The 25,309-nt window shown below is 60.0% G+C and carries 23 protein-coding genes and 2 pseudogenes; 14 read left to right on the top strand and 11 right to left on the bottom strand.

All coding sequences use genetic code 11. The features are described 5' to 3' along the window. A pseudogene (locus tag NKJ26_RS14535) lies at positions 1-149 on the bottom strand (DNA-binding response regulator); the annotation flags it as partial. A 1,293-nt stretch (positions 150-1,442) separates the two neighbouring features. On the opposite strand from NKJ26_RS14535, the gene NKJ26_RS14530 reads away from it, so the two are divergent. The 14 genes and pseudogenes from NKJ26_RS14530 to NKJ26_RS14465 form a co-directional block, all read left to right on the top strand. Then, positions 1,443-2,228: a type IV secretion system lytic transglycosylase VirB1 gene (locus tag NKJ26_RS14530; RefSeq protein WP_352695855.1), complete on the top strand. Its 786-nt coding sequence runs from the start codon at positions 1,443-1,445 to the stop codon at positions 2,226-2,228. A gap of 74 nt (positions 2,229-2,302) precedes the next feature. Continuing rightward, positions 2,303-2,608, top strand: coding sequence for a pilin major subunit VirB2 (gene virB2, locus NKJ26_RS14525; protein WP_023673707.1), 306 nt, complete (start codon positions 2,303-2,305; stop codon positions 2,606-2,608). After that, positions 2,608-2,934 (top strand): type IV secretion system protein VirB3, encoded by a 327-nt coding sequence (locus tag NKJ26_RS14520; RefSeq protein WP_023679584.1) that lies wholly within the window; start codon positions 2,608-2,610, stop codon positions 2,932-2,934. The genes virB2 and NKJ26_RS14520 overlap by 1 nt, the downstream gene beginning before the upstream one ends. Beyond that, positions 2,934-5,303, top strand: coding sequence for a type IV secretion/conjugal transfer ATPase VirB4 (virB4, locus tag NKJ26_RS14515; protein ID WP_352695853.1), 2,370 nt, complete (start codon positions 2,934-2,936; stop codon positions 5,301-5,303). The genes NKJ26_RS14520 and virB4 overlap by 1 nt, the downstream gene beginning before the upstream one ends. A 13-nt stretch (positions 5,304-5,316) precedes the next feature. Continuing rightward, positions 5,317-6,000: a TrbJ/VirB5 family protein gene (locus NKJ26_RS14510; protein ID WP_352628633.1), complete on the top strand. Its 684-nt coding sequence runs from the start codon at positions 5,317-5,319 to the stop codon at positions 5,998-6,000. A gap of 58 nt (positions 6,001-6,058) precedes the next feature. Next, a complete protein-coding gene (locus NKJ26_RS14505; protein ID WP_023762840.1) occupies positions 6,059-6,946 on the top strand; it encodes a type IV secretion system protein in 888 nt (295 codons plus the stop codon). A gap of 27 nt (positions 6,947-6,973) precedes the next feature. After that, the gene (locus NKJ26_RS14500) at positions 6,974-7,132 is read left to right on the top strand and encodes a type IV secretion system lipoprotein VirB7 (RefSeq protein WP_081731114.1); all 159 of its coding nucleotides are present in this window, start codon (positions 6,974-6,976) and stop codon (positions 7,130-7,132) included. Continuing rightward, the gene (locus NKJ26_RS14495) at positions 7,129-7,842 is read left to right on the top strand and encodes a type IV secretion system protein VirB8 (RefSeq protein ID WP_023785251.1); all 714 of its coding nucleotides are present in this window, start codon (positions 7,129-7,131) and stop codon (positions 7,840-7,842) included. Before NKJ26_RS14500 ends, NKJ26_RS14495 begins: the two co-directional genes overlap by 4 nt. Continuing rightward, positions 7,839-8,723 (top strand): TrbG/VirB9 family P-type conjugative transfer protein, encoded by an 885-nt coding sequence (locus NKJ26_RS14490; RefSeq protein ID WP_023762842.1) that lies wholly within the window; start codon positions 7,839-7,841, stop codon positions 8,721-8,723. The genes NKJ26_RS14495 and NKJ26_RS14490 overlap by 4 nt, the downstream gene beginning before the upstream one ends. Then, on the top strand, positions 8,716-9,855 hold the full coding sequence (gene virB10, locus NKJ26_RS14485; RefSeq protein WP_352567799.1) for a type IV secretion system protein VirB10: 1,140 nt from the start codon (positions 8,716-8,718) through the stop codon (positions 9,853-9,855). Before NKJ26_RS14490 ends, virB10 begins: the two co-directional genes overlap by 8 nt. Further along, a complete protein-coding gene (gene virB11, locus NKJ26_RS14480; protein WP_352695850.1) occupies positions 9,839-10,879 on the top strand; it encodes a P-type DNA transfer ATPase VirB11 in 1,041 nt (346 codons plus the stop codon). The genes virB10 and virB11 overlap by 17 nt, the downstream gene beginning before the upstream one ends. A 714-nt stretch (positions 10,880-11,593) precedes the next feature. Then, positions 11,594-12,280, top strand: coding sequence for a response regulator (locus NKJ26_RS14475; RefSeq protein ID WP_023796647.1), 687 nt, complete (start codon positions 11,594-11,596; stop codon positions 12,278-12,280). Positions 12,281-12,579: 299 nt separating this feature from the next. Then, on the top strand, positions 12,580-13,041 hold the full coding sequence (locus tag NKJ26_RS14470; protein ID WP_352695849.1) for a DDE-type integrase/transposase/recombinase: 462 nt from the start codon (positions 12,580-12,582) through the stop codon (positions 13,039-13,041). Between the two features lie 270 nt (positions 13,042-13,311). Further along, positions 13,312-13,470: pseudogene (locus tag NKJ26_RS14465) on the top strand (ATP-binding protein); the annotation flags it as partial. Between the two features lie 886 nt (positions 13,471-14,356). On the opposite strand, the gene groL reads toward NKJ26_RS14465, so the two are convergent. The 10 genes from groL to nadA form a co-directional block, all read right to left on the bottom strand. Next, entirely contained in the window at positions 14,357-16,021 is a 1,665-nt protein-coding gene (groL, locus tag NKJ26_RS14455; RefSeq protein WP_352487661.1) for a chaperonin GroEL, read from the bottom strand. 66 nt (positions 16,022-16,087) lie between these two features. Further along, a complete protein-coding gene (gene groES / locus NKJ26_RS14450) occupies positions 16,088-16,384 on the bottom strand; it encodes a co-chaperone GroES (RefSeq protein ID WP_019863563.1) in 297 nt (98 codons plus the stop codon). 430 nt (positions 16,385-16,814) lie between these two features. Continuing rightward, the gene (bioZ, locus tag NKJ26_RS14445) at positions 16,815-17,798 is read right to left on the bottom strand and encodes a 3-oxopimeloyl-[acyl-carrier-protein] synthase BioZ (protein ID WP_352695847.1); all 984 of its coding nucleotides are present in this window, start codon (positions 17,796-17,798) and stop codon (positions 16,815-16,817) included. Continuing rightward, positions 17,795-19,060 (bottom strand): adenosylmethionine--8-amino-7-oxononanoate transaminase, encoded by a 1,266-nt coding sequence (locus NKJ26_RS14440; protein WP_352695764.1) that lies wholly within the window; start codon positions 19,058-19,060, stop codon positions 17,795-17,797. Before NKJ26_RS14440 ends, bioZ begins: the two co-directional genes overlap by 4 nt. Next, a complete protein-coding gene (gene bioD / locus NKJ26_RS14435; protein ID WP_352695845.1) occupies positions 19,060-19,695 on the bottom strand; it encodes a dethiobiotin synthase in 636 nt (211 codons plus the stop codon). The genes NKJ26_RS14440 and bioD overlap by 1 nt, the downstream gene beginning before the upstream one ends. Then, positions 19,692-20,840: an 8-amino-7-oxononanoate synthase gene (locus tag NKJ26_RS14430; protein WP_352695844.1), complete on the bottom strand. Its 1,149-nt coding sequence runs from the start codon at positions 20,838-20,840 to the stop codon at positions 19,692-19,694. Before NKJ26_RS14430 ends, bioD begins: the two co-directional genes overlap by 4 nt. Beyond that, positions 20,837-21,835 carry a biotin synthase BioB gene (gene bioB / locus NKJ26_RS14425; RefSeq protein WP_352695871.1) on the bottom strand — a complete coding sequence of 333 codons (999 nt, stop codon included), beginning with the start codon at positions 21,833-21,835 and terminating at the stop codon, positions 20,837-20,839. The genes NKJ26_RS14430 and bioB overlap by 4 nt, the downstream gene beginning before the upstream one ends. 100 nt (positions 21,836-21,935) lie before the next feature. Then, positions 21,936-22,790, bottom strand: a complete 855-nt coding sequence (gene nadC / locus NKJ26_RS14420) for a carboxylating nicotinate-nucleotide diphosphorylase (protein ID WP_352695842.1) — start codon at positions 22,788-22,790, stop codon at positions 21,936-21,938. Beyond that, the gene (locus NKJ26_RS14415) at positions 22,790-24,331 is read right to left on the bottom strand and encodes an L-aspartate oxidase (protein WP_352695869.1); all 1,542 of its coding nucleotides are present in this window, start codon (positions 24,329-24,331) and stop codon (positions 22,790-22,792) included. The genes nadC and NKJ26_RS14415 overlap by 1 nt, the downstream gene beginning before the upstream one ends. Next, complete coding sequence (gene nadA, locus NKJ26_RS14410) at positions 24,328-25,302, bottom strand: quinolinate synthase NadA (protein ID WP_352695841.1); 975 nt, start codon at positions 25,300-25,302, stop codon at positions 24,328-24,330. The genes NKJ26_RS14415 and nadA overlap by 4 nt, the downstream gene beginning before the upstream one ends. Between the last annotated feature and the right edge of the window lie 7 nt (positions 25,303-25,309).

Below are 25,309 nucleotides of genomic sequence, written 5' to 3'. Positions count from 1 at the left end.
ACCACGAGATCGACTGGCTCACGTGAAAGAACATAGTCAAACTGCTTGCTATCGTGGACTGCGGTTACCTTCAGGGCATGCATCGTGAGATACTCGGCGATGAGGCGCCGCATTGCGGCATCATCGTCAATGACAAGAACATGTTTCAACGGCACACCTTCAATCTTGAATCCCCTTGTCTAAACCTGTTGCCGAGCAACCCTGGGGCACCGACCCAGAACAGCTGCTCCTTGATACCACTCGCCGTTGCGTGCGGCCAATGTGAGGCCGTGCTCGTCCTGTTCTTTTCATCCCCAGCGAATTGACCGCACCAAGGCAGCCCGTGGCCACCAGACAGGTCCAAGCGCCGACATGACCCTGCCGTGTGGTCCTTCGCTTTTTCGCTTCGAGCTCCCCCGTTGGTGCAGGCCTGCCAATATCACTCAAGTTCGACCTCATGGATGCCAAGTTTCCTGCTATGCCCTTGCATCCTGGTCATCCTGGAGTTTGCGGACCTGGATCATCTCGATATCCTCCGGCTCGTGGATCCAGCTCGGACATGGTTGAGCAGCGCGGCGTTTGGCTTGATCGGAGAGGCGGTCGGCGGAAGAAGACCGTGATTCGCTGCAGCGGCCTTGTGCAAAATAGTGTGTCTCCTGCCAAGCCGGCTTCGTCCAAGGTGGCCGGCGGCCTCAAATGCTGTTCGGCGACCGGCAGGTCGCCGGTTGCGGTGAACGTCCGGGCTAACATTTCTCAGTTACTGCAACTCCTCCATCTTGAGCGTGTCACTATGCTTGTCCATTGCGCCGTCGGACTCCGTCAATGACGTGCGGTTATCTGCCGATTGGACTGTGCATGATCCACCCTTTGGCGGCGGCGGCCGAACAGCTGAACGAGGCTCGCACCAGGATGGGCTGCGCCGCCACGTCTTCCCAGTTGACCCTCGCCGCCGCGGATTTGCGCCTTCGAGCCAGCTTCGCGGACGAGCTCGCGTCTCAAGCAATGATCTGAGTGTGCAGGGCCGCGCATGGCTGCTCTTTAAGGACCGGCAGCATACCGGCAAAGTTGGGCCGCTTTATCGCCTTAGTCGATTCCCCACGGTGATCCCGAGCCTGAACAAACCCGCCAAGCTCCCCATTTTGTCCTTGGCTTGGCGCTGACAGAAGCACCATCCATGACGCCAAAGTCGTGGCCCACACTCCAGGAGCAACGGACGGCCGGGACGAGCAAAATCCTGTACAGGAGTCATTGTACCAAGATGCTCCGGATGTCGCTGGCTGATCGGGCCCGCGCCACCCACGCATGCGCAAGATGCTCACCCACGCTGATACGAACACGGTCTTTGCTTCAATTGAAACCGAAAAGCTGAACTTGAACATCACACAGTAACAAACCTCCCCGATAAGCGCGTGCCGGACAGGGCCAGAACCCGTCCGGCGGCTTGGAAAGGTAGGTGATAGGGAATGTTTATTGCAGCTTGGCCGCTGGCCGTCGTCCTGTTGACAGCCATGTCACTCCCAGCCGAGCCCGCGCCACTCTCTCCGCGTGAGTTCCGCAGCCTGTCGCGCAAATGCGCTCCCTGGGTTGCGCCGTCCACCCTGGCCGCGATTGCCAAGATTGAAAGTGGCTTTGACACGCTGGTGGCTCATGACAACACCACAGGTGAGCAGCTTCGCTGGATAGACCACCTGGAAGCCACGCGGGGCATCAAGGAACGCCTCGAAGCACAACATTCTGTCGATGTTGGATTGATGCAGATAAACAGCAAGAACTTTGCCATGCTCAATCTTACGCCGGAAAGGGCTTTCGAGCCCTGCGCCTCGCTTTCGGCTGCCGCCCACTTGCTTGAAAGCCGGTATGCCGGCGGCACCACTGCTGTGGCACAGCAACTGGCGCTTCGCCGTGCCATCTCGGCCTATAACACGGGCGACGTCACGCGTGGCTTCGCCAACGGTTATGTACGCAAGGTCGAGTCGGCCGCAAAGGACATCTCAAGTCTCCTTGAGCGAACGCTGGAGCCGACTGCTCGAGATGTGCCGCACCTTGAGGCACCCGGTCGGAAAGCCGTGCCGCCTCTGCTCCAGCAGAGCCAACAGGCCAATAGAAAGAAGCAGCCCAACCAAGATTCTTGGGACATTTGGGGCTCGTATCAGCCAGACCGCTCCGGGGCCGATCCCTCCGGTCCGACAGGCAGCCAGGCTGCGAAAGCACGGGAACCCGCGAACCCGAACAAACTCGTATTCGATTGAAACATGGAGATGCAATGATGACGCCACTCAAGATACTTCGTGCGCTTAAAACGCGTGTTCCTTCGCCTTTTTCCATGCTGCGCATGGCGGCTGAATATGTACCGGCCGCTGCTGCAGGCGCGGCGTGGACGGTCTTCTACAGCGGGCCAGCCGCGGCTCAGGTGACCGGAGGGACGGATCCTGCCAAGATGGTCCAGAATATCTGCACGTTCATACTTGGCCCCTTTGGACAATCACTGGCCGTGCTCGGGCTCGTAGCCATCGGTATCTCTTGGATGTTCGGTCGTGCTTCACTTGGCCTGGTTGCGGGTGTCGTTGGAGGGATCGTCATCATGTTCGGGGCCAGCTTCCTGGGCAAGGCGCTCATAGGCGGCGGCTGATGAGCGACCGGTTGGAAGTGAGCACCCTCTATGTGGCGGCGACGCGCCCCGCACTGTTTCTGGGGGTGCCGCTGACGCTGGCCGGATTGCTCATGATGTTGGCTGGGCTTGTTATCATTATTCTTCAGAACCCGCTCTACGAAATCGTTCTCGCGCCACTCTGGTTCGGAGCACGGCTGGTTGTTGAGCGTGACTATAACGCGGCAAGCGTCGTGCTGCTCTATTTGCAGACGGCCGGCAGAAGCGTGGACGGGCCGGTCTGGGGAGGCGCAAGCGTCAGCGCCAATCCGATCAGAGTGCCGAAACGCGGAAGAGGAATGGTGTAATGTTCGGCGCCAGCGGCCGGACCGAGAGGTCTGGCGAGATCTACCTTCCGTATGTTGGTCACGTAAGCGATCAGGTTGTCCTTCTGGAAGACGGATCGATCATGGCCATGGCACATGTGAACGGTGTGCCCTTTGATTTGGAAGACGCTGAGATGCGCAACTCGCGCTGCCGCGCGTTCAACACTCTCTTGCGCAACATCGCCGATGACAATATCTCGATATACGCTCATCTTGTGAGACACAACGATGTGCCGGCGCCGGCGCCGCGCCAGTTTCAAAGTGCCTTCGCTGGCAGTCTGAGCGAGGCCTACGAGCGTCGTGTGCTGTCGGGAAAGCTCTTTCGCAACGATCACTTCCTCACTTTGATCGTGTCCCCCCGCACCGCAATCGGCAAGATCGGCTTGCGGATTGCCAAGTCCCGCAGACGGAATGAGCACGATCTAGCCACCCAAATGCGGAGCCTGGAAGACCTCTGGCACATCACTGCTGGCGCACTCGGCGGTTACGGTCTGCGCCGGTTGGGCATTCGTGAGAAAGGCAACGTGCTCTTCACGGAAATCGGCGAGGCGCTTCGGCTCATGATGACTTGCCGGTTTCTTCCGGTTCCGATGGTTACCGGCTCACTTGGCGCCTCGATCTACACTGACCAGGTCGTCTGCGGGAAGCGGGCGCTTGAGATTCGAAGGCCCGGGGATAGCTCCGTCGGATCATTGTTTTCGTTCCGTGAATATCCGGCGACGACGCGGCCGGGCATGCTAAATTCCTTGCTGTCCGCCAACTTCCCGCTTGTCCTGAGCCAGAGCTTTTCCTTCCTCACTCGCCCACAAGCTCATGCCAAACTAAGCCTTAAGTCCAGCCAGATGACGAGTGCCGGCGACAAGGCTCTCACCCAGATCAATGAACTTGCCGAGGCAGAGGACGCACTGGCAAGCAACGAATTCGTGATGGGTTCGCATCATCTGAGCCTGTGCGTCTATGCCGACAGCCTCAATAGCCTTGCAGATCGCGCAGCAAGTGCCCGCGCACGGCTGGCCGACGCGGGCGCCGTTATCGTCCAAGAGGGCATCGGCATGGAGGCCGCATATTGGTCCCAACTTCCGGGGAACAACAGGTGGCGCACGCGCCCGGGGGCGATCACCTCACACAATTTTGCCGGGCTCGTCTCATTTGAGAACTTCCCAAGCGGTTCCAGTTCCGGCCACTGGGGCAATGCTGTTGCGCGCTTTCGCACAAACGGTGGAACTTCTTTCGACTACATCCCCCATGAGAATGACGTCGGCATGACGGCAATATTCGGGCCCGTTGGCAAAGGCAAGACGACGCTGATGACCTTTGTCCTCGCGATGCTTGAGCAAAGCTTGGTCGATCGCAATGGTGCGATCGTCTTCTTCGACAAGGATCGGGGTGGTGAACTGCTGGTGCGAGCCACGGGAGGGACATATCTTGCGTTGCGCAGAGGCGCTCCGAGCGGCTTGGCCCCTCTGCGTGGACTGGACAACACCTCCGCCTCCCGGGACTTTCTGCGCGAGTGGTTGATGGCCCTGATCGAGAGTGACGGCCGTGGTCCGATCTCGCCGGAGGAAAGCCGTCGGCTGGAACGCGGAATTGTTCGTCAGCTTTCGTTCGAACCCCCTATGCGCTCACTTGCGGGCCTGCGCGAGTTCCTATTGCACAGCCCCTCCGAGGGCGCAGGAGCACGGCTGCAGCGGTGGTGTAGAGGGGGGGCGCTTGGATGGGCCTTTGACGGCGACGTGGACGAAGTAAGGCTGGATGCCTCGATTACGGGCTTCGACATGACGCAGCTCCTGGAATATGAGGAGGTCTGTGCACCGGCCGCCGCATACCTTCTGCATCGAGTGGGCGCTATCGTCGATGGTCGTCGGTTCGTCATGAGCTGCGACGAATTTCGATTCTATCTACTCAACCCCCAATTCTCGGCCGTTATCGACAAGTTCTTGCTCACGGTCCGCAAAAACAACGGCATGTTGATACTCGCAACGCAGCAGCCTGAACACGTTCTGGAATCGCCTCTCGGAGCTAGTCTCGTTGCGCAATGTATGACGAAAATTTTCTACCCATCACCGACGGCGGACCGCTCTGCATATGTCGATGGCTTGAAGTGCACTGCGCAGGAGTTCGAGGCAATCCGCCAGGGAATGGCAATCGGCAGCCGCAAGTTTTTGCTCAAGCGCGATAGCGGGAGTATTGTTTGCGAATTCGATCTTGGGCAGATGCGCGAGTACGTAGCCGTACTCTCGGGGCGGGCCAACACAGTGCGCTTTGCCGACCAGCTTCGTAACCAGCACGGAGACGCCCCAAGTGGGTGGCTCGACAAGTTCATGGCCCGGTACCATGAAGTTCAAGACTGACGGAGGAATATTCATGAAATTTGCCAAACTTGCAGTAACGACCCTTGCTGCTTCCCTTCTGCTTCACGGACAGGCCCGTTCGCAATGGATCGTCACCGACCCTGTAACAGAAACACAATCGACCTTAACAGCGATTTCCAATGCGGCGATCCTTGAGAGGTCAATCGAGACGCTCGCTACCACGATCGAAATGGTGACAATGCTGACGTCGTCATTCGCTGTCACGGGACTGCTAAGCTCACTGAACCAAGGAAATCATTACCCGTCGAGCAATAAGCTGGAGGAGCAGATGTTTGATGCTCGGGCGCCAGCTTCGATTATGGCCCGTAACATTGCGAAGGACCCAAATCGGATTGTCAACGGCACCGATTCAGAAGCGAAACTGTTACAGGGACAAATCGCCGGGGCCGCCAATGCCGCAGCTATTGCAGCCGACACTTTGGGCATGATGGACAAGCGCCTTAAGGATAACGCCGGCACGCTTGGTCAGCTTTCCCGCTCGGGAAATATTATGCAGGCTACCGTGACCAACGGTCTGGTCCTCAAGCAGATTCACGATGCGATGATCCAAAATGTCCAGGCCACGAGTCTGCTGACGATGGCCACTGCACAAGGGAGCCTTCACGCCGTGGAGGAGGCCGCCACGCAGCGTCGCGAACATCAGGACACCGCTAATATGTTTAGCATCCTCCCGTAAACCACACAGAGTTCATCAGGCTCAGCTGCGCTGATCAGGGACACATCAGGCTCACGCCATGAATTTCAAAATTCCCGCGCCATTCACGACTATACACACGATCTTTCATGGGGCCTTCACGTCCGGGCTGCACAAAGTGCTTGAAAACGTCCAGGCGGCGGTCAGTGCGCCTCTGGTTGCGTGTGTCACGCTCTGGATAATAATCCAAGGCTGTCTGGTCATGCGTGGTCAAGTCGATGCGCGCGGGGGTATCTCGCGCGTAATCATGGTGTCGATTGTCGTCGCCCTTATCTTAGGGCAGGCCAACTATCAGCAGTACATTGAAGCGCTCTTCGACGACACGATTCCGAGGTTGGCTCACGACATCAGTGGCAGCGACTTGCCCTTCATCGGAATCCCCCAGAAGCTCGATCTCATGTTTGCTTCAAGCCAGTATGTCTTTCAGCTGATTGCTTCCGAAATTGGGCCTATGAACGGCCAGGACATACTTGCTTTCGAGGGAGCGCAATGGATTTTCTACGGCGCGCTGTGGACAGCGTTCGAGATCTACGATGCCGTTGGAATTCTGACGAAGGTGCTCTTGACGATCGGCCCCCTGGTCCTTGTAGGCTACCTTTTTGATCACACTCGAGACATAGCCACCAGATGGATCGGCCAACTGCTCTCGTACGGGCTGCTGCTTCTCCTCCTCAACATCGTTGCAACGATAGTAATCGCTGCCGAAGCAGTCTCGCTGGCAGCCATGCTTTTGATGATCAAATTCTCGGGCACGACAGCAGCCAAGATCATCGGGCTTTACGAGCTCGACATGCTTTTCCTAGCTGGTGACGCTCTGATCGTCGCGCTTCCGACGATCGCCAGCAGCATCGCCGGCGGCTCTTGGGGAGGTGCGAACCGACCTCTTAACAGCCTCAATCGCCACTTTGCCAAAACGGCGGGTGGTTAATCAATCGACAAGCTCGGTGCCAAAAACATGAAATATTGCCTACTTCTGTCAATCCTCGCTTTGGCCGCCTGCAAGACGAGCCATGGGCTTGCGACGTGCGCGGGTGCCCCATTCCAACTGAACGTGGGACAATGGGAAACCACCCCTGAGGATCTTCAGGTCGAATGCGCGGAAGAGCCAAAGTGAAATTTCCTGAACATGCCCTTCTGGTGGAGAGAGAAACGCTAGCCGCCCACTATAAGAAGGTGGAAGCGTTTCAAACGTCACGAGCGAAGTCTGCGCGGCGCCTGTCAAAGGCCCTGATCGCCTTTGCCGCAGCGGCGGTCCTAGGAAATGTTGCCCAGGCATTTACCATCGCTGCCATGGTCCCGTTGGCCAAGCTCGTACCTGTGTTCCTCTGGGTCCGGCCGGATGGGACCGTCGACAGCGAAGTGTCAGTCTCTCGACTGCCGGCAACCCAAGACCGAGCCGTCATAAATGCTTCGCTGTGGGAATATGTACGCCTGCGCGAGGGGTACACAGCAGATACAGCCCAATACGCCTATGACCTCGTATCCAGTTTCAGCGCGCCGGCTGTGCGACAGCAATATCAAGATTTCTTCAACTATCCGAATCCCACCTCGCCGCAAGTCACGGTCGGCAAGCGCGGCAAGCTCGAGGTCGGGCATATTTCTTCAAACGACATCAGTCCGGACGTTCAACAGATCCGTTACAAACGTACGCTTGTTGTCGATGGGCAGATGCCGATAGTGACCACCTGGACAGCTACCATCCGCTACGAGCGCTTGACGGGTCTGCCTGGGCAATCGAGGCTCACCAATCCGGGAGGTCTACTCGTCACTTCTTATCAAGGCTCGGAAGATAGCGTATCGAACCTGGGCTATGTGCAGCCATGACAAAAAGAGCGTTTCTCGCGCTGGTCTGTTCACTCTTCTTAACGATGGAAGCGTCCGCGGAAGACACACCACTTGCCGGCAAGCATGATGCGCGCATGCGCTACCTGGCTTACCGTCCCGACGAAGTGGTGCGCCTGTCTACCGCAGTGGGGGCAACGCTGGTTGTCACATTCGCGGCCAACGAGACAGTCGCAGCCGTGGCCGTTTCCAATAGCAAAGACCTGGCTGCGCTCCCGCGCGCCAACTATCTCTTTTTTAAGGCTAGCCGGATGCTCCCGCCGCAGCCGGTCATCGTGCTGGCGGAGAGTGAGTCCGGTACACGGAGATACGTCTTCAGTATTTCAACGAGAGCGATGCCAAAACTCGATGAGCAGCAACCTGACCTATACTATAGCGTGCAGTTCACCTATCCTGCTGATGAGGCTGCTGCTCGGAGAAAGGACGCAGAAAGGCGCTCGATTCTTGGTCAGGGCCGGGCGAAAGTGCTGCACGACGAGAGAGTTCAGGATTTGTTGAATCGGCCCGCCGCAACTACCAGTCCGGACGAAAGCAATTTTCACTACGTCGCAAAGGGCGATCGATCGCTGTCCCCGCTGCAAGTTTTCGATAATGGCTTTACCACCGTATTTGGCTTCGCAAGCAATTCCCGCATACCCTCTCTCTACATTATCAATCCCGACGGCAAGGAAGCCGCTGCCAATTACACGGTCAAAGGGGACTATGTTGAAGTATCCGCAGTCGCCCGGGAATGGCGTCTGAGAGATGGCAATACGGTCTTGTCCATTTTCAACAGGGCTTATGACCCTGTGGGACGAGCGCCAGGGACCGGTACAGTGACACCCGACGTGTGGCGCGTTTTGAAAGGCTCGGCCGATGAATGAAACCGGCCCACAGTCGGGACATGATGTCCATGCCTCCGGATCGATGGTCTCGGAGCCGGCCCGCCGGCATGTTTCGGGATTGCAGAAGTTGGCCGTCGCTGCTCTTGTTCTCATCTCATCTCTATCGCTCATCTGGCTCGGAGGTCGTCCCAGCACACAAGACGAGCCAACTCAGCCAAAACCTCCAATTGTCGCCGACGCCGAGCCATTCCGCCCCGTGCCGATTGAGATTGCTCCCGAACCTCCAGCACCCGTACAGGTGGCGCAGGCAGGAGATCCTGCGCCATCTACGCCGCCTCCGGCGCCAGCTGATCCGCCGCCGGAGGAATCACCAATTTTCGCCTACAGTGGCAGCGGTCAAATGCCCAACGACGGTCAGCGGAGCGAAGACAACCATAGGGATGCTCCCGCAACCTCGGATGAGATTTCAGACGCTGGCGATCTGTCGGGGCGATTGAAGCCAGATATACAGGAGCCGAGCCGGGCCACACTTTTGCCGCACCCTGATCTCGTGATTACTCAAGGAACGATAATTCCCTGCATTTTGCAAACGGCAGTCGACACAAACTTACCGGGTTATGTGAAGTGCGTCTTACCTAAAGACGTCCGCGGCGCCACCAACAACGTGGTGCTTTTGGATCGCGGGACGACCGTGATTGGCGAGATCCAGCGTGGTCTCCAACAGGGGGATGCGCGTGTCTTCGTGCTGTGGACGCGCATCGAAACGCCTGACCATGCCCTCGTTTCGCTAGCATCGCCGGGCGCTGACGAGCTCGGCCGCTCCGGAATGCCTGGCACGGTGGATAATCACTTCTGGCAGCGCTTTGGCGGAGCAATGCTCATGAGCGTCATTCAAGGCGCGTTTCAGGCCGCCGGTCAATACGCTGGCAGCTCAGGTGGAGGAAGCGGCATCAACAGCTTCCAGAGCAACGCCGGACAAGCCGTTGACACGACCCTTAGAGCAACGATCAACGTTCCGCCAACTCTGAAGAAAAACCAGGGAGATGCTGTATCCATCTTTGTGGCTCGGGATCTCGATTTCTCAGATGTATACGATCTTAGAGCGACCGCCGTGGCGCCAGCCCCCCAACATCGTGAACGCCGGAGAGACAACAATGCGACCGGAGGCTGACCCTCAATTGCGTTTGCTTCTCAACCCTGTTCTGAAATGGCTTGAGGAGCCAAGGACCGAAGAGGTCGCTATCAACCGGCCTGGGGAAGCCTTTGTCCGACAGGCCGGCGTTTTCACGAAACATCCGCTACCGCTATCTTATGACGATCTGGAGGACATCGCGATCCTCGCTGGAGCGCTGCGCAAGCAAGATGTCGGACCGCAAAGCCCCCTCTGTGCGACTGAGCTGCCGAACGGAGAGCGGCTGCAGATCTGTTTGCCGCCCGCTGTTCCCTCAGGAACAATAAGCCTGACGATACGGCGTCCCTCAAGTCGTGTGACCGAACTCAAGGAAGTTTCTTCTCGCTACGAATACTCGCGTTGGAATCAATGGCGGTCACGAAAGGAGCGCCAAGAGCGGCAGGACGAAACGATTCTTCAGCACTACGACCATGGTGACTTGGAGCAATTTTTGCGAGCGTGCGTTTGCGGGCGGCTCACGATGCTGCTTTGCGGACCTACTGGAAGCGGCAAAACGACAATGAGCAAGACTTTGATCAACGCTATACCCCCGCAAGAGAGGCTGATAAGTATCGAGGACACGCTCGAACTTGCAATCCCGCACGAGAACCATGTCCGGTTACTCTATCCGAAGGACCGAGCAGGCGTAGGTGCGGTGACAGCCGAGCAACTGTTGCAAGCCAGCTTGCGCATGCGCCCTGATCGAATATTGCTTGGCGAGATGCGCGATGATGCTGCTTGGGCCTACCTTAGCGAAGTCGTCTCCGGCCATGCGGGATCAATATCAACGATTCATGGGGTGGATCCGGTCCAAGGCTTTAAAAAGCTCTTTTCACTCGTCAAGAGCAGCCCGCAAGGAGCTGCTGTGGAAGACCACACGCTTCTTGACCTGCTGTCGGCTGCCATTGACGTCATTGTGCCGTTCCGTACCCACGGCGACGTGTATGAGGTGGGGGAGGTGTGGCTCGCCGCCGATGCCCGGCGACGCGGAGAGACAGTAGCCGACCTTCTTAACAAGCACTAAGGCTAGAGCATGTCGGGGATCGGTAAGTGGTTTGTGATCCGATGGCGTAATTTGTTCAGATTGAACGTCCACTTTGATTTGACGGAGGTGGATAATGGGAGGAGGACTGGGCGTAGACCTTCGGTCACAAGTCTGAAGTCTTCGGGCGCCCTGTCGGCGCGGCAAGCTGCGGCACGATTCGACTGGGTGTATCGAGCGCGTCCGCTGAATTGCGCGGGCGACGCTCAGCGAGCTGGTGCCGATGCCTGCTTCAAAAGCGGCATCGACACCCGGCAGGTCGTACCCTTGATTTACCTAGCCGCGCTCAATGAGCGTGTTCAAAGCCGCCGAACGTGGTTCGGAATGACCGGTTGGTAAATCGGGAAGTGCCATATAGGGAATCCTCCTGGTATTGCCTTCAGGGGGTCCTCTCAACGCCGCAACCTGCCCTTGCGACCTCAGCTGGAGTTTGCGATGCAACCCATATAGGAGGATCGATGCGTAGAGAAATCGCACGCAGAGTCGGTGGCATTGTGGGCTGGCCGACCGACGGTTTCAGCCCGTCAACAGGTCTTCACGTGTTCCATCCCCGACTATTGCAGGCGTGCGGCTTGCATGCTCCCGCGATCACCCATCGGAAAGAGCGTTACGAACACTACGACGAGTTGCGCGACTTCTGCTGTCGCCCCGGTCTTACAGCGGACGGTGACCTGTCCTACCTTGATAGGACGTGAAATGCGAACGCTGCTCATTGATCATCATGTGGATCTTACGCGCGCCGTGCGAGTTGCGCTCGGGGATAGCGGTTTTGCCGTTGATGTAGTTGGCAACCTGGAACAGGCGTCGAGGGCATTTTGTTGCGCAACCTATGAAATTCTCCTGCTGGAGTTGGCTCTGCCAGATGGCGATGGCTTGGGCTGGCTGAGACAGCTAAGGAGCGACGGGCATTCAGTTCCAACCCTCATTATGAGTAGCATCAACGATCTCGAGAAGCGAATTGCAATTTTCAACGGTGGCGCGGACGACTTTCTGCTCAAGCCCGTCTCTTTCGATGAGCTCATCGCCAGAATGAGAGCCATTCTGCGCCGGTCGACACAGGTGACCGACCCCATCGTTGTATTTGGCAATCTCAATTTCGATCCGATCGGCCGACAGGTTTCCGTCTCGGGTCATCCTCTGAAGATCGCACGCCGCGAACTATGTATTTTAGAGCATCTGCTTATCCGTGCAGGCCGCATCGTGCCTCGTGCGCAGTTGGAAGATCACCTCTATTCGTTCAACGACGAGGTATCTGCCAACGCGCTTGAAGTCGGAATCTATCGCTTACGTGGACACCTGAGTAGGTCAGGTGCAACGCCACGTATCACGACCGTGCGCGGCATTGGCTACATTCTTGAATTGACTGAGGCGGCATCCGCATAGTTGGTCTAAATTGAAAGAACAGACTGCCTGCCCGTCGTCAGGTTGAGCTTGTTGGCCATAATGGACATCGCGGCCGCCCTTGACGATGGTGTCGGCATGCGGTTCGAACGGCTCTGTCGCAAACCTTTTTGTAAGCGAGCATGGCAAGAAAAACGCCTCAGCTGTGGAGGAGCACGTGATGTTCAAGGGCCGCCATTTCGACCAGTCGGTGATCCTGCTGTGCCTGCGCTGGTACCTGGCCTACACTCTGAGCTGCGCGATCTGGAAGAGATGATGGCCGAACGCGTTGAAGGTCGACCGTGCATCGCTGGGTCGCCCACTTCTCGCCGCAGCTGCTGGAGCGCTTCAACCGGCGCAAGCGTGTGGTCGGCAGCAAGTGGCATATGGACGAGACGTACATCAAGGTCCGCGGCCATGGATGTATCTCTACCGCGCTATCCCTCGGCGACACGGTCGAGTTCTTCTTTAGCGAAAACCGTGACCTGGTGGCGGACCAACGCTTCCTCCGCAAGGCGCTGACGTGCCATGGCCGGCCGGAAGTATCGTCATCGACGGCAGCCAGACCAATTACGAAGCAATCCTTTCCTGCGACGCTGAAAGCCGGCTGCGGCAGCGATCGCGGGCGACCGCTGAAGCCGATCCGCATCCGCAATAGCCGGCATCTCAACAATCGGATCGAACAGGATCACCGGCGTATCAAGCGCCGCATTCCCGCATTCGATCCATGCTCGGCTTCAAGTCGCAGGCGAGCGACGTGGTGATCCTCTCCGGCATCGAGATGATCCACATGATGGGCAAGCGACAGGCGAGGTATGCCTACAAGTCTGTCGATCGCTGTTTCGATATCCTCGCTGCCTGACGGACAGGCCGAAATGGCCGTTCACAACCCCATTTCCAGGTTTGCGACAGAGCCTTTTGTCGGCGTTGCCGGCTTCGAAGGGCCGGTGCGCGCCGAGCGCATCAAGATCACCCCCGGCCACCTTGCTGCGGCCACTCGCCGAGTACGAAGCGGTGGCCGGAGGGAGCTGGTGATGACGACCCTAGATCATGACCTGCTGATCGCAATTCTGGATCGGCTGAAGTTGACGGCGATCCGCGACCAGCTCGACACGCTCATGTCGAGCAAGATCGCGCAGTTCCCGTTTGTCCGCGAACTCGACGGCTTCGGCTTCGACGCGCAGCCATCGGTCTGCTTCAGCCAAACGTATTCATAGGTATGGGAGAGGCCTTGGGTATGGGACAGGCCTTGCTATGTCCGCCACCCACGCCTGCTCCGAGGTCCTCCAGGGCAATGGTCTGAGACCTGGGCTCAAGCCCTTCGGCGAGGAGGATGAGACACCGCTGGAGCTCAGGTGCAAGCGCTGCCACGCCCGCTCCGAGGCCCCACAAGGCCGAAGCGCAGTCGTCGGGGTCACGAGGCCCCTCGGCCACGACGACGAGACGCTGCTGGAGCCCGGTTGCAAGGGCTGCCACAGATGGCCTGAACCTGGATCCGCCTTTCTTGAGGCGTTGCGACTATCATGGCGGCGACACGCAGCTCTTGATTTGTGTGCGACATCCTCAGCAGATCCATCGGGCTGAGCCGCTCAGCAATATCAACGAGAATGTCCAGCGGCAGATCAAGGATACTTAGAGGAGGAAACGCTTGATCTTGAGGCTCAGAGCGCGTCTGCTCCACTATAGAATAGGATGATTCACCGGGTCCTTCAACGCCAGCCGCCGGTCCGATGAGAGAATTGTCCCTGATATCACGCTCGATGGGGTTAAATGCCGAGATGGGCGCCTTGCCACGCTCCTCAATGCCCTCATGATTCACCGCCTATAGCTACCAACTGAATGAATCATCGTGATTGTCGCGCAGCGGAATCCTCAAGGATCGGGCAGTTCGTAGGGGGCGCCGGTTTGACCAGGTTAAGCCCGCGAATTGCTCGATCGGACAAGATCCTAATTCTCGACCATGCGGTGAGGCTCGAATGAGATCCTCGGGACGCACTCCAAGTTGTCGATCATGTTCGGCACACAAGGAAAGGGCGGCATTGCTGCCGCCCTTTCCGCTGTAGGTTGATAGGGGCTGGATTAGAAATCCATGCCGCCCATGCCGCCCATGCCGCCCATACCGCCGCCGCCCATGCCGCCAGGCATGCCGCCGCCAGCCGACTCCTTCTTCGGAGCCTCCGCGATCATGGCTTCGGTGGTGACGAGCAGGCCGGCGACCGAGGCCGCGTCCTGGAGGGCAGTGCGCACGACCTTGACCGGATCGACGATACCCATGGCGATCATGTCGCCATATTCGCCGGTCTGGGCGTTGTAGCCGAAGGTCAAGCCCTTGTTCTCAAGGATCTTGCCGGCAACGATCGATGCTTCCGCACCGGCGTTGGCCGCGATCTGGCGGGCCGGAGCCTGCAGCGCACGACGAACGATGTTGATGCCAGCGGCCTGGTCGGCATTGACGCCGGTGACCTTGATGTCGGCCGAAGCGCGCAGGAGAGCGACGCCGCCGCCTGCAACGATGCCTTCTTCCACGGCCGCGCGGGTCGCGTTGAGGGCGTCATCGACGCGGTCCTTCTTTTCCTTGACTTCGACTTCCGTCGCACCGCCGACGCGGATCACCGCAACGCCGCCCGCGAGCTTCGCGAGGCGTTCCTGCAGCTTCTCCTTGTCGTAGTCCGACGTGGTCTCTTCGATCTGCTGCTTGATCTGGGCGACGCGGCCCTGGATCTCGGCCTTCTTGCCGGCGCCGTCGACGATGGTGGTGTTCTCCTTGGAGATCGACACCTTCTTGGCGCGGCCGAGCATGTTGAGGCCGACGTTCTCGAGCTTGATGCCGAGGTCTTCGGAGATGACCTGGCCACCGGTGAGGATGGCGATGTCTTCCAGCATGGCCTTGCGGCGATCACCGAAGCCCGGCGCCTTGACGGCGGCGATCTTAAGGCCGCCACGCAGCTTGTTGACGACCAACGTGGCCAGAGCCTCGCCTTCGACGTCTTCCGAGATGATGAGCAGCGGCTTCGAGGTCTGCACGACGGCTTCGAGGACCGGCAGCATGGCCTGCAGGTTGGAGAGTTTCTTCTCGTGCAGGAGGATGTAGACGTCCTCGAGCTCGGCAACCATCTTGTCGGCGTTGGTGACGAAGTAGGGCGAGAGATAGCCGCGGTCGAACTGCATGCCTTCGACGACCTCGAGTTCAGTCTCGGCGGTCTTGGCTTCCTCAACCGTGATGACGCCTTCGTTGCCGACCTTCTGCATCGCTTCCGCGATCATCTTGCCGACCGACTCGTCGCCATTGCCGGCGATCGTGCCGACCTGGGCGACTTCCTCGGAGGTCTTGATCTTCTTGGCAGCCTTGCCGAGCGCCGCGACGACTTCGGTCACGGCCAGATCGATGCCGCGCTTCAGGTCCATCGGGTTCATGCCGGCGGCAACGGCCTTGTTGCCTTCCTGGACGATCGACTGCGCCAGAACGGTCGCGGTTGTGGTGCCGTCGCCGGCGATGTCGTTGGTCTTCGAAGCAACTTCGCGGATCATCTGCGCGCCCATGTTTTCGAACTTGTCGGAAAGTTCGATTTCCTTGGCGACGGTGACGCCGTCCTTGGTGATGCGCGGTGCGCCGAACGACTTGTCGATGACGACGTTGCGGCCCTTGGGACCGAGGGTCACCTTCACCGCGTCGGCGAGGATGTTGATGCCGTGCAGCATGCGCTCACGGGCATCACGGGAGAATTTTACGTCTTTGGCAGCCATTTTTTTACTCCTGGGCATCTCGCCCGAAATTCAGATTTGATGGTGCGAAGGAAAGGCGGCAGCGTGTCAGCCGATGATGCCCATAATGTCGGATTCCTTCATGATCAGAAGGTCTTCGCCATTGAGCTTGACTTCCGTGCCCGACCACTTGCCGAACAGGATGCGGTCGCCGGCCTTGACGTCCAGCGGGACCAGCTTGCCAGCTTCGTCACGAGCGCCGGAGCCGACAGCGATGATCTCGCCTTCCTGCGGCTTTTCCTTCGCCGTATCCGGGATGATGATCCCGCCGGCGGTCTTGGATTCGGATTCGACCCGGCGAACGACCACGCGGTCATGCAGCGGCCGGAAATTCGACTTTGCCATTTTTGGATTTCCTTGGTGCGGATGTTGAACGGTTCTCCGTTGCCGGAGCGTGCTTAGCACTCAGCCGAAGCGAGTGCTAACGCGGCAATGAGATAAGCCGCATGCTCCTGCTAGTCAAGACGGAAGAGCAAAGAGCAAAGAGAAAAGAGCAGACAGCAAAGAGAAGAGAGCAAAGAGCGTGTAAGCATCGAGCCTTTTATGTGAACAATGTCGGGTATCAGACATATATGGGGCGGCTCACCCTTTGTATTTGAGCTTTATTCAGATGGCACGAATGATGCAACGGGTGATGCATTTGATCTCATCCAGAGGTTCGCACGGGGTCGTGCTGCGTCAGCTCGGTCATGTCGAGCTTCAGAAGGCCATTTTGGCATTGGTTCTGTTGCCCTATTGCCATTCATGACCAGTCCTGCGCGCGTGAGCCGGCCGGCTAGATTCCAACCACGAGAGCGCCGCCGCTGAGACCCGCACCCGCCGCCGACAGAAGGATTTTCTCTCCAGGCTGGAATGGCTCCGTCTGGTTGGCGAGCGAGAGCGACAGCGGGATCGTCGCGGCCGAAGAGTTGCCGTATTCGGCAATCGTCTTGACAATTGCTTGGTCCGCGATGCCGAGGTTCCTCCCGACCGCGTCGAAAATCCGAGTATTGGCCTGATGTGGCACGAACCGGCCGAGATCGTGTGGCCGAACTCCGGCAGCGGCTAGCGCGCTTATCGAGCAATCGGTCATCATCTCGACGGCCATTGCGAACACTTCGCGGCCGTCCGTCATCCTCATTCGGGTTTGCGCGAGATCGAGGTCACCGTGGAACGGCTTGTTGCTTCCTCCTGCGGGAATCTGGATCAGCCCGTATCGCGAGCCGTCCGAAGCCACCGAGGCACCGAGAATGCCCCGATCAGCATCATCGCACTGACCGATCACCAGGGCGCCGGCGGCATCGGCAAACAGGACCGAGCTTGCGCGCTCGGCTGGATTGATGCGGCGGCTGAGGATGTTGGCGGCGATAACAAGGCTCGCTTTGCCGTGCAGGCGGGTAAATCCGTCCGCAAACATCAGCGCATAGATGAAGCCGGCGCAGGCGCCTGTCAGATCCACCGCGCCTGCGCGGCCAAGGCCAAGCTTGTGTGCGACCAGCGGCGCGCTCGGCGGCAGAAGATGGTCGGGTGTCGAGGTGGCAAGCAACAGCAGACCGATGTCGTGGCGCGCAATACCGGCGTTCGCCAGCGCCATGTCGCCGGCCTGCGCAGCAAGACCAGACAGCGTGTCTTCGTCGGTTGCCCAGAAGCGCGACCGTATCCCGGTACGCCTTTCGATCCAGCCTGGATCAAGACCGAGATTGCTCTCGATTTCGGCATTCGCCACCTTGCGCCCAGGCGCATGATGGCCAAATCCGAGAATGCGCGACGACTTGCTCATGGCCTGGACCCGAAGCGTTCGCCGGCCTCCTCGATGGCGTCATAGAGTCGCTCGAGCTCGTCGCCTGCCATGCAATAGGGCGGGAGAAGGTAGAGGACATTGCCGAGCGGGCGCACAAGCAGGCCGCGCTCGAGGAAGAACGCACGCAGCTTCGGACCAATCTCGGCGAGATAACCTGCGGAACCGGTTCGCAGGTCGAGCGCCGCGATTGTTCCCGTGGCTCGGCAGTCGGTGAAGAAGCTGTTGTCGCGAAAGCGTCGAAGCCCGGCGGCCTGCATTGCGCTCAAGGCCGCAATGCGCTCGGCCACCGGCTCGTCCCGCCAGATCTCGACATTGGCAAGTGCTGCCGCGCAGGCAATCGGGTTGGCAGTGTAGGAGCTCGAATGGAAAAACGTCTTCTTCCGGTCCTCGGAATAATGAGCCTGGAAGATGGCATCGGTGGCAAGCGTTACGGCCAGCGGGATGGCGCCGCCGGTCAGGCCTTTCGAGGTGCACAGGATATCTGGAGAGATCGATGCCTGCTCGCAGGCGAACATGGTTCCGGTCCGCCCCCAGCCGGTCATCACCTCGTCGGCGATCAGCAGCGAGCCGGAGGCCTCAGTGATCTTCTTCAATTCGGCCAGAACCGATGCTGGATACATCAGCATGCCGCCGGCGCCCAGCACCAGCGGCTCGACGATTAAGGCTGCGGCTCGTCGATCGCGGGTCACAGCCTCTAAACGATCCAGCGTCTCCTGCTCGCGCCCCGCTGCCGGAAAGGGGATGGTGTCGACCTCGAACAGCAAGGGTTCGTAGGCGGCGTTGAACACGCCACGCGCACCGACGCTCATCGTGCCGATCGTGTCGCCATGATAGCTGTGATCCATGACGACGATGCGCGAGCGTGGGGCGCCGATGTTGCGGAAATAACTGAGTGCCATCTTCAGCGCAACTTCGACCGAGGTCGAGCCACTGTCGGAATAGAACACCCAGTCGAGTCCAGCGGGAGCGAGGCCGACAAGCGCCTTGGCCAAGCGCTCTGCCGGCTCGTGCGTGAAGCCCGCAAAGATAATCTGGTCGAGGCTCGACGCGGTTGTCTCGATTGCCTTCATGATGCGGGGATGGCGGTGGCCATGTGTGACGACCCACCAGGAGGAGATGGCGTCCAGGATGCGGGCGCCGTCGGCCCTGCGGAGATAGGCGCCTTCAGTCCGGACGATTTCTGGGATCGCAGGCTCGAGCGCGTGCTGGGTGAAGGGATGCCAGACATGGGACTGCGACATCAGTCACCTCCAGTAATCGAGGCGAAGGCGAAGCCGGCAATCATTGCGTCCCTCAGTGTTTTGCCCGTCAGCAGATCGAGGTGCGGCAGCCTGCCGAGCTGCGGCGCACCGCTGAATTCCACGATGGTCCGTTGCGTATCGGCCATCTCATCGCCGATGAAAGCGATGCCCGCCAACGGGATGGAGCGGGCGCGGAGCGCCTCGACCGAGAGCAAGGTGTGGTTGATGGTGCCGAGCGTGGTGCGGGCGCACAGAATAACGGGCAGCCGCCATTCAGCGAAGATGTCGATGAACCTTGTGCGCCGGTTGAGCGGCACCATCAGGCCGCCGGAGCCTTCGATGACGAGCGGCGTCGGTAGGACGGGAAAGTTAAGATCGTCAGCCTTGATCGCGACGCTGTCGATCTCGGCCGAACGATGCGGCGACAGCGGGCTCCGCAAGCGGTAGGCTTCCGGCAGCACGCGCTCTGAGGGCAAGCCGGCAAGCCGCGCGACCACCTCGCTGTCGGTCTCGCCGTCGAGGCCCGATTGCACCGGTTTCCAGTAAAAGCCGTCGAGCAGGCCGGCGAGCCCAGCCGCAAACACGGTCTTGCCAACTCCCGTGTCGGTTCCGGTGATGACGATGCGTTGGGTCATATCGCCTCCGGCGATGTTTGGGCCAACACCTCGACCAGCGCCTCGACCATGGCGGAAATGTCGGCTTCGCCGATATTGAGCGTCAGTGAGATGCGCAGCCGCGACGTGCGCACGGTCGGAGGACGAATACCGCGTATGTCGAAGCCGCGGGCCTGCAGGCGCGCCGCCACTGCCATGGTGCGCCTGACATCGCCGATTACGAGGGGCTGGATCTGCGAGCCGCTGGGTATCACGCCGCAGCGCTCGGCCAGCTGGCGGCCGGCGAGGGCAACGCGTTCATGCAGCTGAACACGCCGCATAGGCTCGTCGGCGAGCATTGCGAGTGCTTCGCGCACTGCCACTGCCATCAGCGGCGATGGCGCGGTGGCGTAGATGAATGGCCGGCAACGGTTGATCAGATACTCGCACAGTGTCCTCGGCCCGGTCACGAGCCCACCAGATGCGCCGAGCGCCTTGCCGCAGGTGTGGAGCGCGACGATGTTGTCGCGGCCCTCGAAAGTGGCGGCAAGCCCCCGGCCGTCCGGTCCCCAGACGCCGGTCGAATGCGCCTCGTCAATGACGATGAATGCGCCGTGCCGATCGGCAAGCGCGACCAGGCTCTCCAAAGGCGCGCAGTCGCCATCCATGCTGTAAAGGCTTTCCACCGCGATCCAGACGCATCCCATGCCGCCTGCGGCGCGCCAACGTGTGATCGCATCCTCAACAGCGGTGGCATCGTTGTGCGCGGCCAGCACGAACTGTGCGCGCCCGGCCTGCGCACCCTCATGCATGCTGGCATGGGCGAGCTCATCGAGAACCAAAAGATCGCCCTTCTGCGGCAGGGCACTCAGCAGAGCGAAGTTGGCGATGTAGCCGCTGCCGAAGAACAGCGCGCGGTCGGCTCCAAAGAATGCCGCCGCGTCTGCCTCGAGCTGCTCGTGTTCCGGTGCATTGCCGCGCAACAGCCGCGACCCGGTGGCGCCAACCGGCGTGCCCCGCGCAATCGCCGCCACAACAGCATCGCCAAGTCTCCTGGACGAGGCCAGCCCGAGATAGTCGTTCGACGAGAAGTCCAGCCCGGCGCGGGGCGAAAGCGTCCGCAGCCGGTCCTTGCGCGCCAGCCTCTTCAAGGTCGCATCATAACTGGCAAGCGGCGCCCCGTTCATTGCGCTTCGAGTTCCATCGGCTCGATGCCAAGGCGCCGGAACAGCAGGGTATCCTTGTCCTCACCGGGATTGTCCGCCGTCAGCAGCGTGTCGCCGACGAAAATCGAGTTGGCGCCGGCAAAAAAGCACAGCGCCTGCATCTCGTCGGTCATGGCCATACGGCCGGCGGAGAGACGGATATGCGATTTCGGCATCATGATGCGCGCCAGCGCGATCACGCGCACGAATTCGATCGGCTCAATGGGCTTGGCATCGGCAAGCGGCGTGCCGGCGATCGGAATCAGCATGTTGATCGGAACGCTTTGCGGATGTTCCGGCAGATTGGCCAGCGTCACCAGCATGTCGATCCGGTCCACCGGCTCCTCGCCCATGCCGATAATGCCGCCGCAGCAGACCTTGATGCCAGATTGGCGAACGTGCTCGAGTGTCTCGAGCCGCTCGGCGAAACTCCGCGTGCTGATGACCTCGCTGTAGTAGCGTTCCGACGTATCGATGTTGTGGTTGTAATAGTCGAGACCCGCCTGCTTCAGACGAGCGGCTTGCTCAAGATCGAGCATGCCCAGCGTCATGCAGGTCTCCATGCCCAGCGCCTTGACGCCCTCGACCATCGCCACCATCGCATCCATGTCGCGCGCTTTGGGGTTCCGCCAGGCGGCTCCCATGCAATAACGCGTGGCGCCGGCGTCACGCGCTTTCTTCGCCTCGGCGACGACGCGCCTGACCTCCATCAGCTTCGACGCCTTCAGGCCGGTCTCGTGATGCGCCGACTGGCTGCAATAGCCGCAATCCTCCGGGCATCCGCCCGTCTTGATGCTGAGCAGCCGGCTGAGCTGGACCTTGTTTGGATCGAAATTCTGGCGGTGCACGGTCTGCGCCAGGAAGAGGAGATTGTTGAAGGGGGCATCGTGAAGTGCCTGAGCCTTCTCCAGGGTCCACGCTCCAGGGTCAGGGGATTGAGCCTGTGGCGATGTCTGCGTTGAACTTGCCGTTTGCATGTCCATGCTGTTCCTCCGGTCTGTCTTGCGGGGTCTTTGCTATCTGACTGTCGACGATCGGAGAGGACAGTTGACCAAATCCTGTTCGTTACTCAGACAATCATGAGCCCCGATGGTCGAGGCCGATATCCAGGATCGGCGCGCTGTGGATGAGTCGGCCGACCGAAATCAGATCAACGCCGGTCGCGGCAACCGCTCGCGCTGTATGGGACGTGATCCCGCCAGAAGCCTCGGTGATAGCGCGGCCACCGACGATTGCGACGGCGCGGCGAAGATCGGGGAGGGACATGTTGTCGAGCAGAACCGCATCGGGAGCGAAGCCAAGTACCTCCTCCAACTGGGCCAGAGTATCGACCTCGACTTCGATCTTGACGAGATGACCGGCCGCTCTTCGTGCTCGCTCGAGCGCTGGGCGGACGCCGCCTGCGATGGCGATGTGGTTGTCCTTGATCAAAATTGCATCGTCCAGGCCGAAGCGGTGATTGGACCCGCCACCTGCGCGCACGGCATATTTTTCGACTGCCCGCAATCCAGGCGTCGTCTTGCGTGTGCAGACGATCTTCGCGCCATATCCACGAACCGCAGCGACGATCGATGCCGTTGCTGTGGCGATGCCGCTCAGATGGCACAAAAAATTGAGTGCCGTCCTTTCGGCTGTGAGAATGGCCCGGGCCGGGCCAACCACTGATGCAATGATCTCTCCATCCACGACATTGCAGCCGTCTGCCCGCTCCACCGAGATGTCGACATCAGGATCAATCAAGTGGAAAGCGAGCATCGCCAGATCGAGGCCGGCGACAACTCCAGACTGTCGCGCCACCAACACGGTTCCCGCTTGGTATTCCTTCGGGACGATGGCATCCGTGGTCAAGTCGCCGGCTCTGCCAAGGTCTTCAAGAAGCGATGCCCGTACAAGCGGCTCAAGCATGACCGTGGGAAGCGGTGAGAGCCTCATCACTTTGCCCCTTCCAAGTTTGGCGAGTGTCCGAGTTCGCGCGCAGCGCCCAAGGCGGCTTCGAGCGTGATTTCGGACCGTCGGGCGGCAGTCGCATGATGAGGAAAATCTGTCCGGTAATGAGCGCCGCGGCTTTCTTCGCGCAACAAGGCGGCAACCGCGATCATTAGCCCGACAGCCGCCGGATCCGAGACCGCATCCTTGCTTTCGGCGAGCGGCAATAAGGCACGCGCGGCTGCTTTCAACCCTTCACCGTCCCGGACGATGCCGAGTGCGCGCGACAGGAAAACACGCACGGGTATCGGAGCGGGCGGTGGGTAAACGTTCGCAAACGCAGGTCTTGTTCTGCGACCAGGCGTTCCGGCGACACTTTCAGCGACCCAGCGGGCGCACACGATTGCCTCGGTCAAGGAATTGCTGGCGAGCCTGTTGGCGCCATGCAGTCCTGTCGAAGCGACTTCGCCGCAGGCCCACAGCCCCTCGACGGAGGTCCTGCCAAAGCTGTCCACGGCAACGCCACCCATGTGGTAGTGTTGGGCCGGACGAATGGGGATGAGATCGCGCGCGGGATTGATGCCCGCTCCACGACAGGCTGATGCGATTGTCGGGAAATGTCGAGCGAATGCCGGGCCAGGCCGTTGTCGGGCGTCGAGAAAAACACGGTGGCCGTTCGCAAGATGGTTCCACACGGCGCGGGCCAAGACATCGCGAGGCGCAAGTTCCGCCCCTGGCACGCTTTGAAGAAAAGCCTGGCCGGTTTCATCGATCAGGGCAGCACCTTCGCCTCGGACAGCCTCGCTGACCAGGGCCATAGGGCGTTCTGGGCCGTCAAGCGCGGTCGGGTGGAACTGGATGAATTCGAGGTCGGCTAGGACAGCTCCAGCGCGGGCCGCAAGTGCAAGGCCTTGTCCGCAACTGCCCCAAGGGTTCGTGGTGTCGAGAAACAGTCCCCCGATGCCACCGGTGGCGAGGACGACCCGCCGTGAGCCGAAGAAGAAAGGTCCGATCGAACAGCTCGCCCAGACGCCTCGGATCGCATTCTCTCGCACGGCCAGCCGGCGTGCTTCCACGCCCTCCACGACAACTATCGACGGAGTGGAACGCACAGCCGCGATCAGGGCACGCATGATCTCACGCCCGGTGCCGTCCCCATGCGCATGAACGATGCGACGTCGGCTGTGTGCGGCCTCCAATCTGAGGCACAGTGATCCTTTCGGCGTGCGGTCAAAGGGAACCCCAAAGCCCGCAAGCCCCTCTATCGCCTTGGGCGCGGCCTGGAGGATGCGGCTCGCCACGTCTCTGTCGCAGAGACCATCCCCGGCGGCAAGCGTATCGGCCAGGTGCATTGCCGGATCGTCGTCTTCGCCGAAACTTGCAGCCAGACCCCCCTGTGCCCAGGTGCTCGAATTGTCAGCTCCCAGCAGCGACCTTGACAGAAGAAGCACCGGCTCCGGCGACAGTTGAAGCGCGGTCATCAGTCCGGCGATGCCGCCGCCGATGATGATCGGCCGCCCGAAGAAGCTGCGGAGGTCGGCGCTCAAACTGCCAGCATCCGTTCGACCGCAAGCCGCGCGCGCCCGGCGATCCCGGGTTCGATGGTTACGACATGTTGGTTCTGCTCGAGCGCCGTGCGGATGTTGGCAAGCGTGATCCGCTTCATGTGCGGGCACAAATTGCAGGGCCGGATGAACTCGACCTCTGGGTGCGCTAACGCGACGTTGTCGCTCATCGAGCATTCCGTCATCAGCACGACACGTGGCGGCCTTTGCCTTTCGACATAGTCGGACATGGCAGCCGTCGAGCCGGAAAAATCTGCTTCAGCCACGACGTCGGGCGGGCATTCGGGATGGGCGAGCACGACCACGCCGGGATGGCTTTCGCGCAACTCGCGGATGTCGGCCGGTGTAAAGCGCTCATGCACCTCGCAATGCCCTTTCCAGGCGATGATCTGCACATCGGTCTGGGCGGCGATATTCTGGGCCAGATATTCGTCCGGCAGCATGATCACCCGGAGAACCCCAAGGGATTCGACGACCGCCTTGGCGTTGCCGGATGTACAGCAGATATCCGACTCGGCTTTCACTTCGGCCGACGTGTTTACATAAGTGATGATCGGAACCCCGGGATAACGCTGGCGCATCAAGCGCACGTCTTCTGCCGTGATTGATTCCGCCAACGAGCAACCGGCGCTGAGATCCGGAATGAGCACGGTCTTGTCCGGATTAAGGAGCTTGGCCGTTTCGGCCATGAAATGGACGCCGGCCAGCACGATGACTTGCGCCTCGATCGTCGCAGCCGTGCGGGCCAGTGCCAAGCTGTCGCCGACGATGTCGGCCACGCAATGGAAGATCTCGGGCGTCTGATAGTTGTGCGCCAGGATGATGGCGTTGCGCTCGCGCTTCAGTGCAAGGATCGCCTCGATATCCTCGGCGAAAGCCGGCCATTCGATCGGCGGGATCACTCGTCGGACGTGCTCGTAGAGCAACGCGGCCGTAGGCAGCATGGCGCTCATCGACCCC

Source organism: Mesorhizobium sp. M0152, assembly GCF_040322415.1.
Classification (GTDB): domain Bacteria; phylum Pseudomonadota; class Alphaproteobacteria; order Rhizobiales; family Rhizobiaceae; genus Mesorhizobium.
Note: the sequence above shows the minus strand (reverse complement) of the source record. Positions and strands in the feature narration are given on the sequence as shown.

What these genes read in the sequence shown, in the direction of transcription:
- virB10 (WP_352567799.1), top strand. Translation starts at nt 8,716, where the DNA reads ATGAATGAAACCGGCCCACAGTCGGGACATGATGTCCATGCCTCCGGA.
- NKJ26_RS14510 (WP_352628633.1), top strand. Translation starts at nt 5,317, where the DNA reads ATGAAATTTGCCAAACTTGCAGTAACGACCCTTGCTGCTTCCCTTCTG.
- virB4 (WP_352695853.1), top strand. Translation starts at nt 2,934, where the DNA reads ATGTTCGGCGCCAGCGGCCGGACCGAGAGGTCTGGCGAGATCTACCTT.
- nadA (WP_352695841.1), bottom strand. Translation starts at nt 25,302, where the DNA reads ATGAGCGCCATGCTGCCTACGGCCGCGTTGCTCTACGAGCACGTCCGA.
- NKJ26_RS14505 (WP_023762840.1), top strand. Translation starts at nt 6,059, where the DNA reads ATGAATTTCAAAATTCCCGCGCCATTCACGACTATACACACGATCTTT.
- bioZ (WP_352695847.1), bottom strand. Translation starts at nt 17,798, where the DNA reads ATGAGCAAGTCGTCGCGCATTCTCGGATTTGGCCATCATGCGCCTGGG.
- virB11 (WP_352695850.1), top strand. Translation starts at nt 9,839, where the DNA reads ATGCGACCGGAGGCTGACCCTCAATTGCGTTTGCTTCTCAACCCTGTT.
- NKJ26_RS14500 (WP_081731114.1), top strand. Translation starts at nt 6,974, where the DNA reads ATGAAATATTGCCTACTTCTGTCAATCCTCGCTTTGGCCGCCTGCAAG.
- bioD (WP_352695845.1), bottom strand. Translation starts at nt 19,695, where the DNA reads ATGACCCAACGCATCGTCATCACCGGAACCGACACGGGAGTTGGCAAG.
- virB2 (WP_023673707.1), top strand. Translation starts at nt 2,303, where the DNA reads ATGCTGCGCATGGCGGCTGAATATGTACCGGCCGCTGCTGCAGGCGCG.
- NKJ26_RS14520 (WP_023679584.1), top strand. Translation starts at nt 2,608, where the DNA reads ATGAGCGACCGGTTGGAAGTGAGCACCCTCTATGTGGCGGCGACGCGC.
- NKJ26_RS14430 (WP_352695844.1), bottom strand. Translation starts at nt 20,840, where the DNA reads ATGAACGGGGCGCCGCTTGCCAGTTATGATGCGACCTTGAAGAGGCTG.
- NKJ26_RS14475 (WP_023796647.1), top strand. Translation starts at nt 11,594, where the DNA reads ATGCGAACGCTGCTCATTGATCATCATGTGGATCTTACGCGCGCCGTG.
- NKJ26_RS14490 (WP_023762842.1), top strand. Translation starts at nt 7,839, where the DNA reads ATGACAAAAAGAGCGTTTCTCGCGCTGGTCTGTTCACTCTTCTTAACG.
- groES (WP_019863563.1), bottom strand. Translation starts at nt 16,384, where the DNA reads ATGGCAAAGTCGAATTTCCGGCCGCTGCATGACCGCGTGGTCGTTCGC.
- bioB (WP_352695871.1), bottom strand. Translation starts at nt 21,835, where the DNA reads ATGCAAACGGCAAGTTCAACGCAGACATCGCCACAGGCTCAATCCCCT.
- NKJ26_RS14530 (WP_352695855.1), top strand. Translation starts at nt 1,443, where the DNA reads ATGTTTATTGCAGCTTGGCCGCTGGCCGTCGTCCTGTTGACAGCCATG.
- nadC (WP_352695842.1), bottom strand. Translation starts at nt 22,790, where the DNA reads ATGAGGCTCTCACCGCTTCCCACGGTCATGCTTGAGCCGCTTGTACGG.
- groL (WP_352487661.1), bottom strand. Translation starts at nt 16,021, where the DNA reads ATGGCTGCCAAAGACGTAAAATTCTCCCGTGATGCCCGTGAGCGCATG.
- NKJ26_RS14440 (WP_352695764.1), bottom strand. Translation starts at nt 19,060, where the DNA reads ATGTCGCAGTCCCATGTCTGGCATCCCTTCACCCAGCACGCGCTCGAG.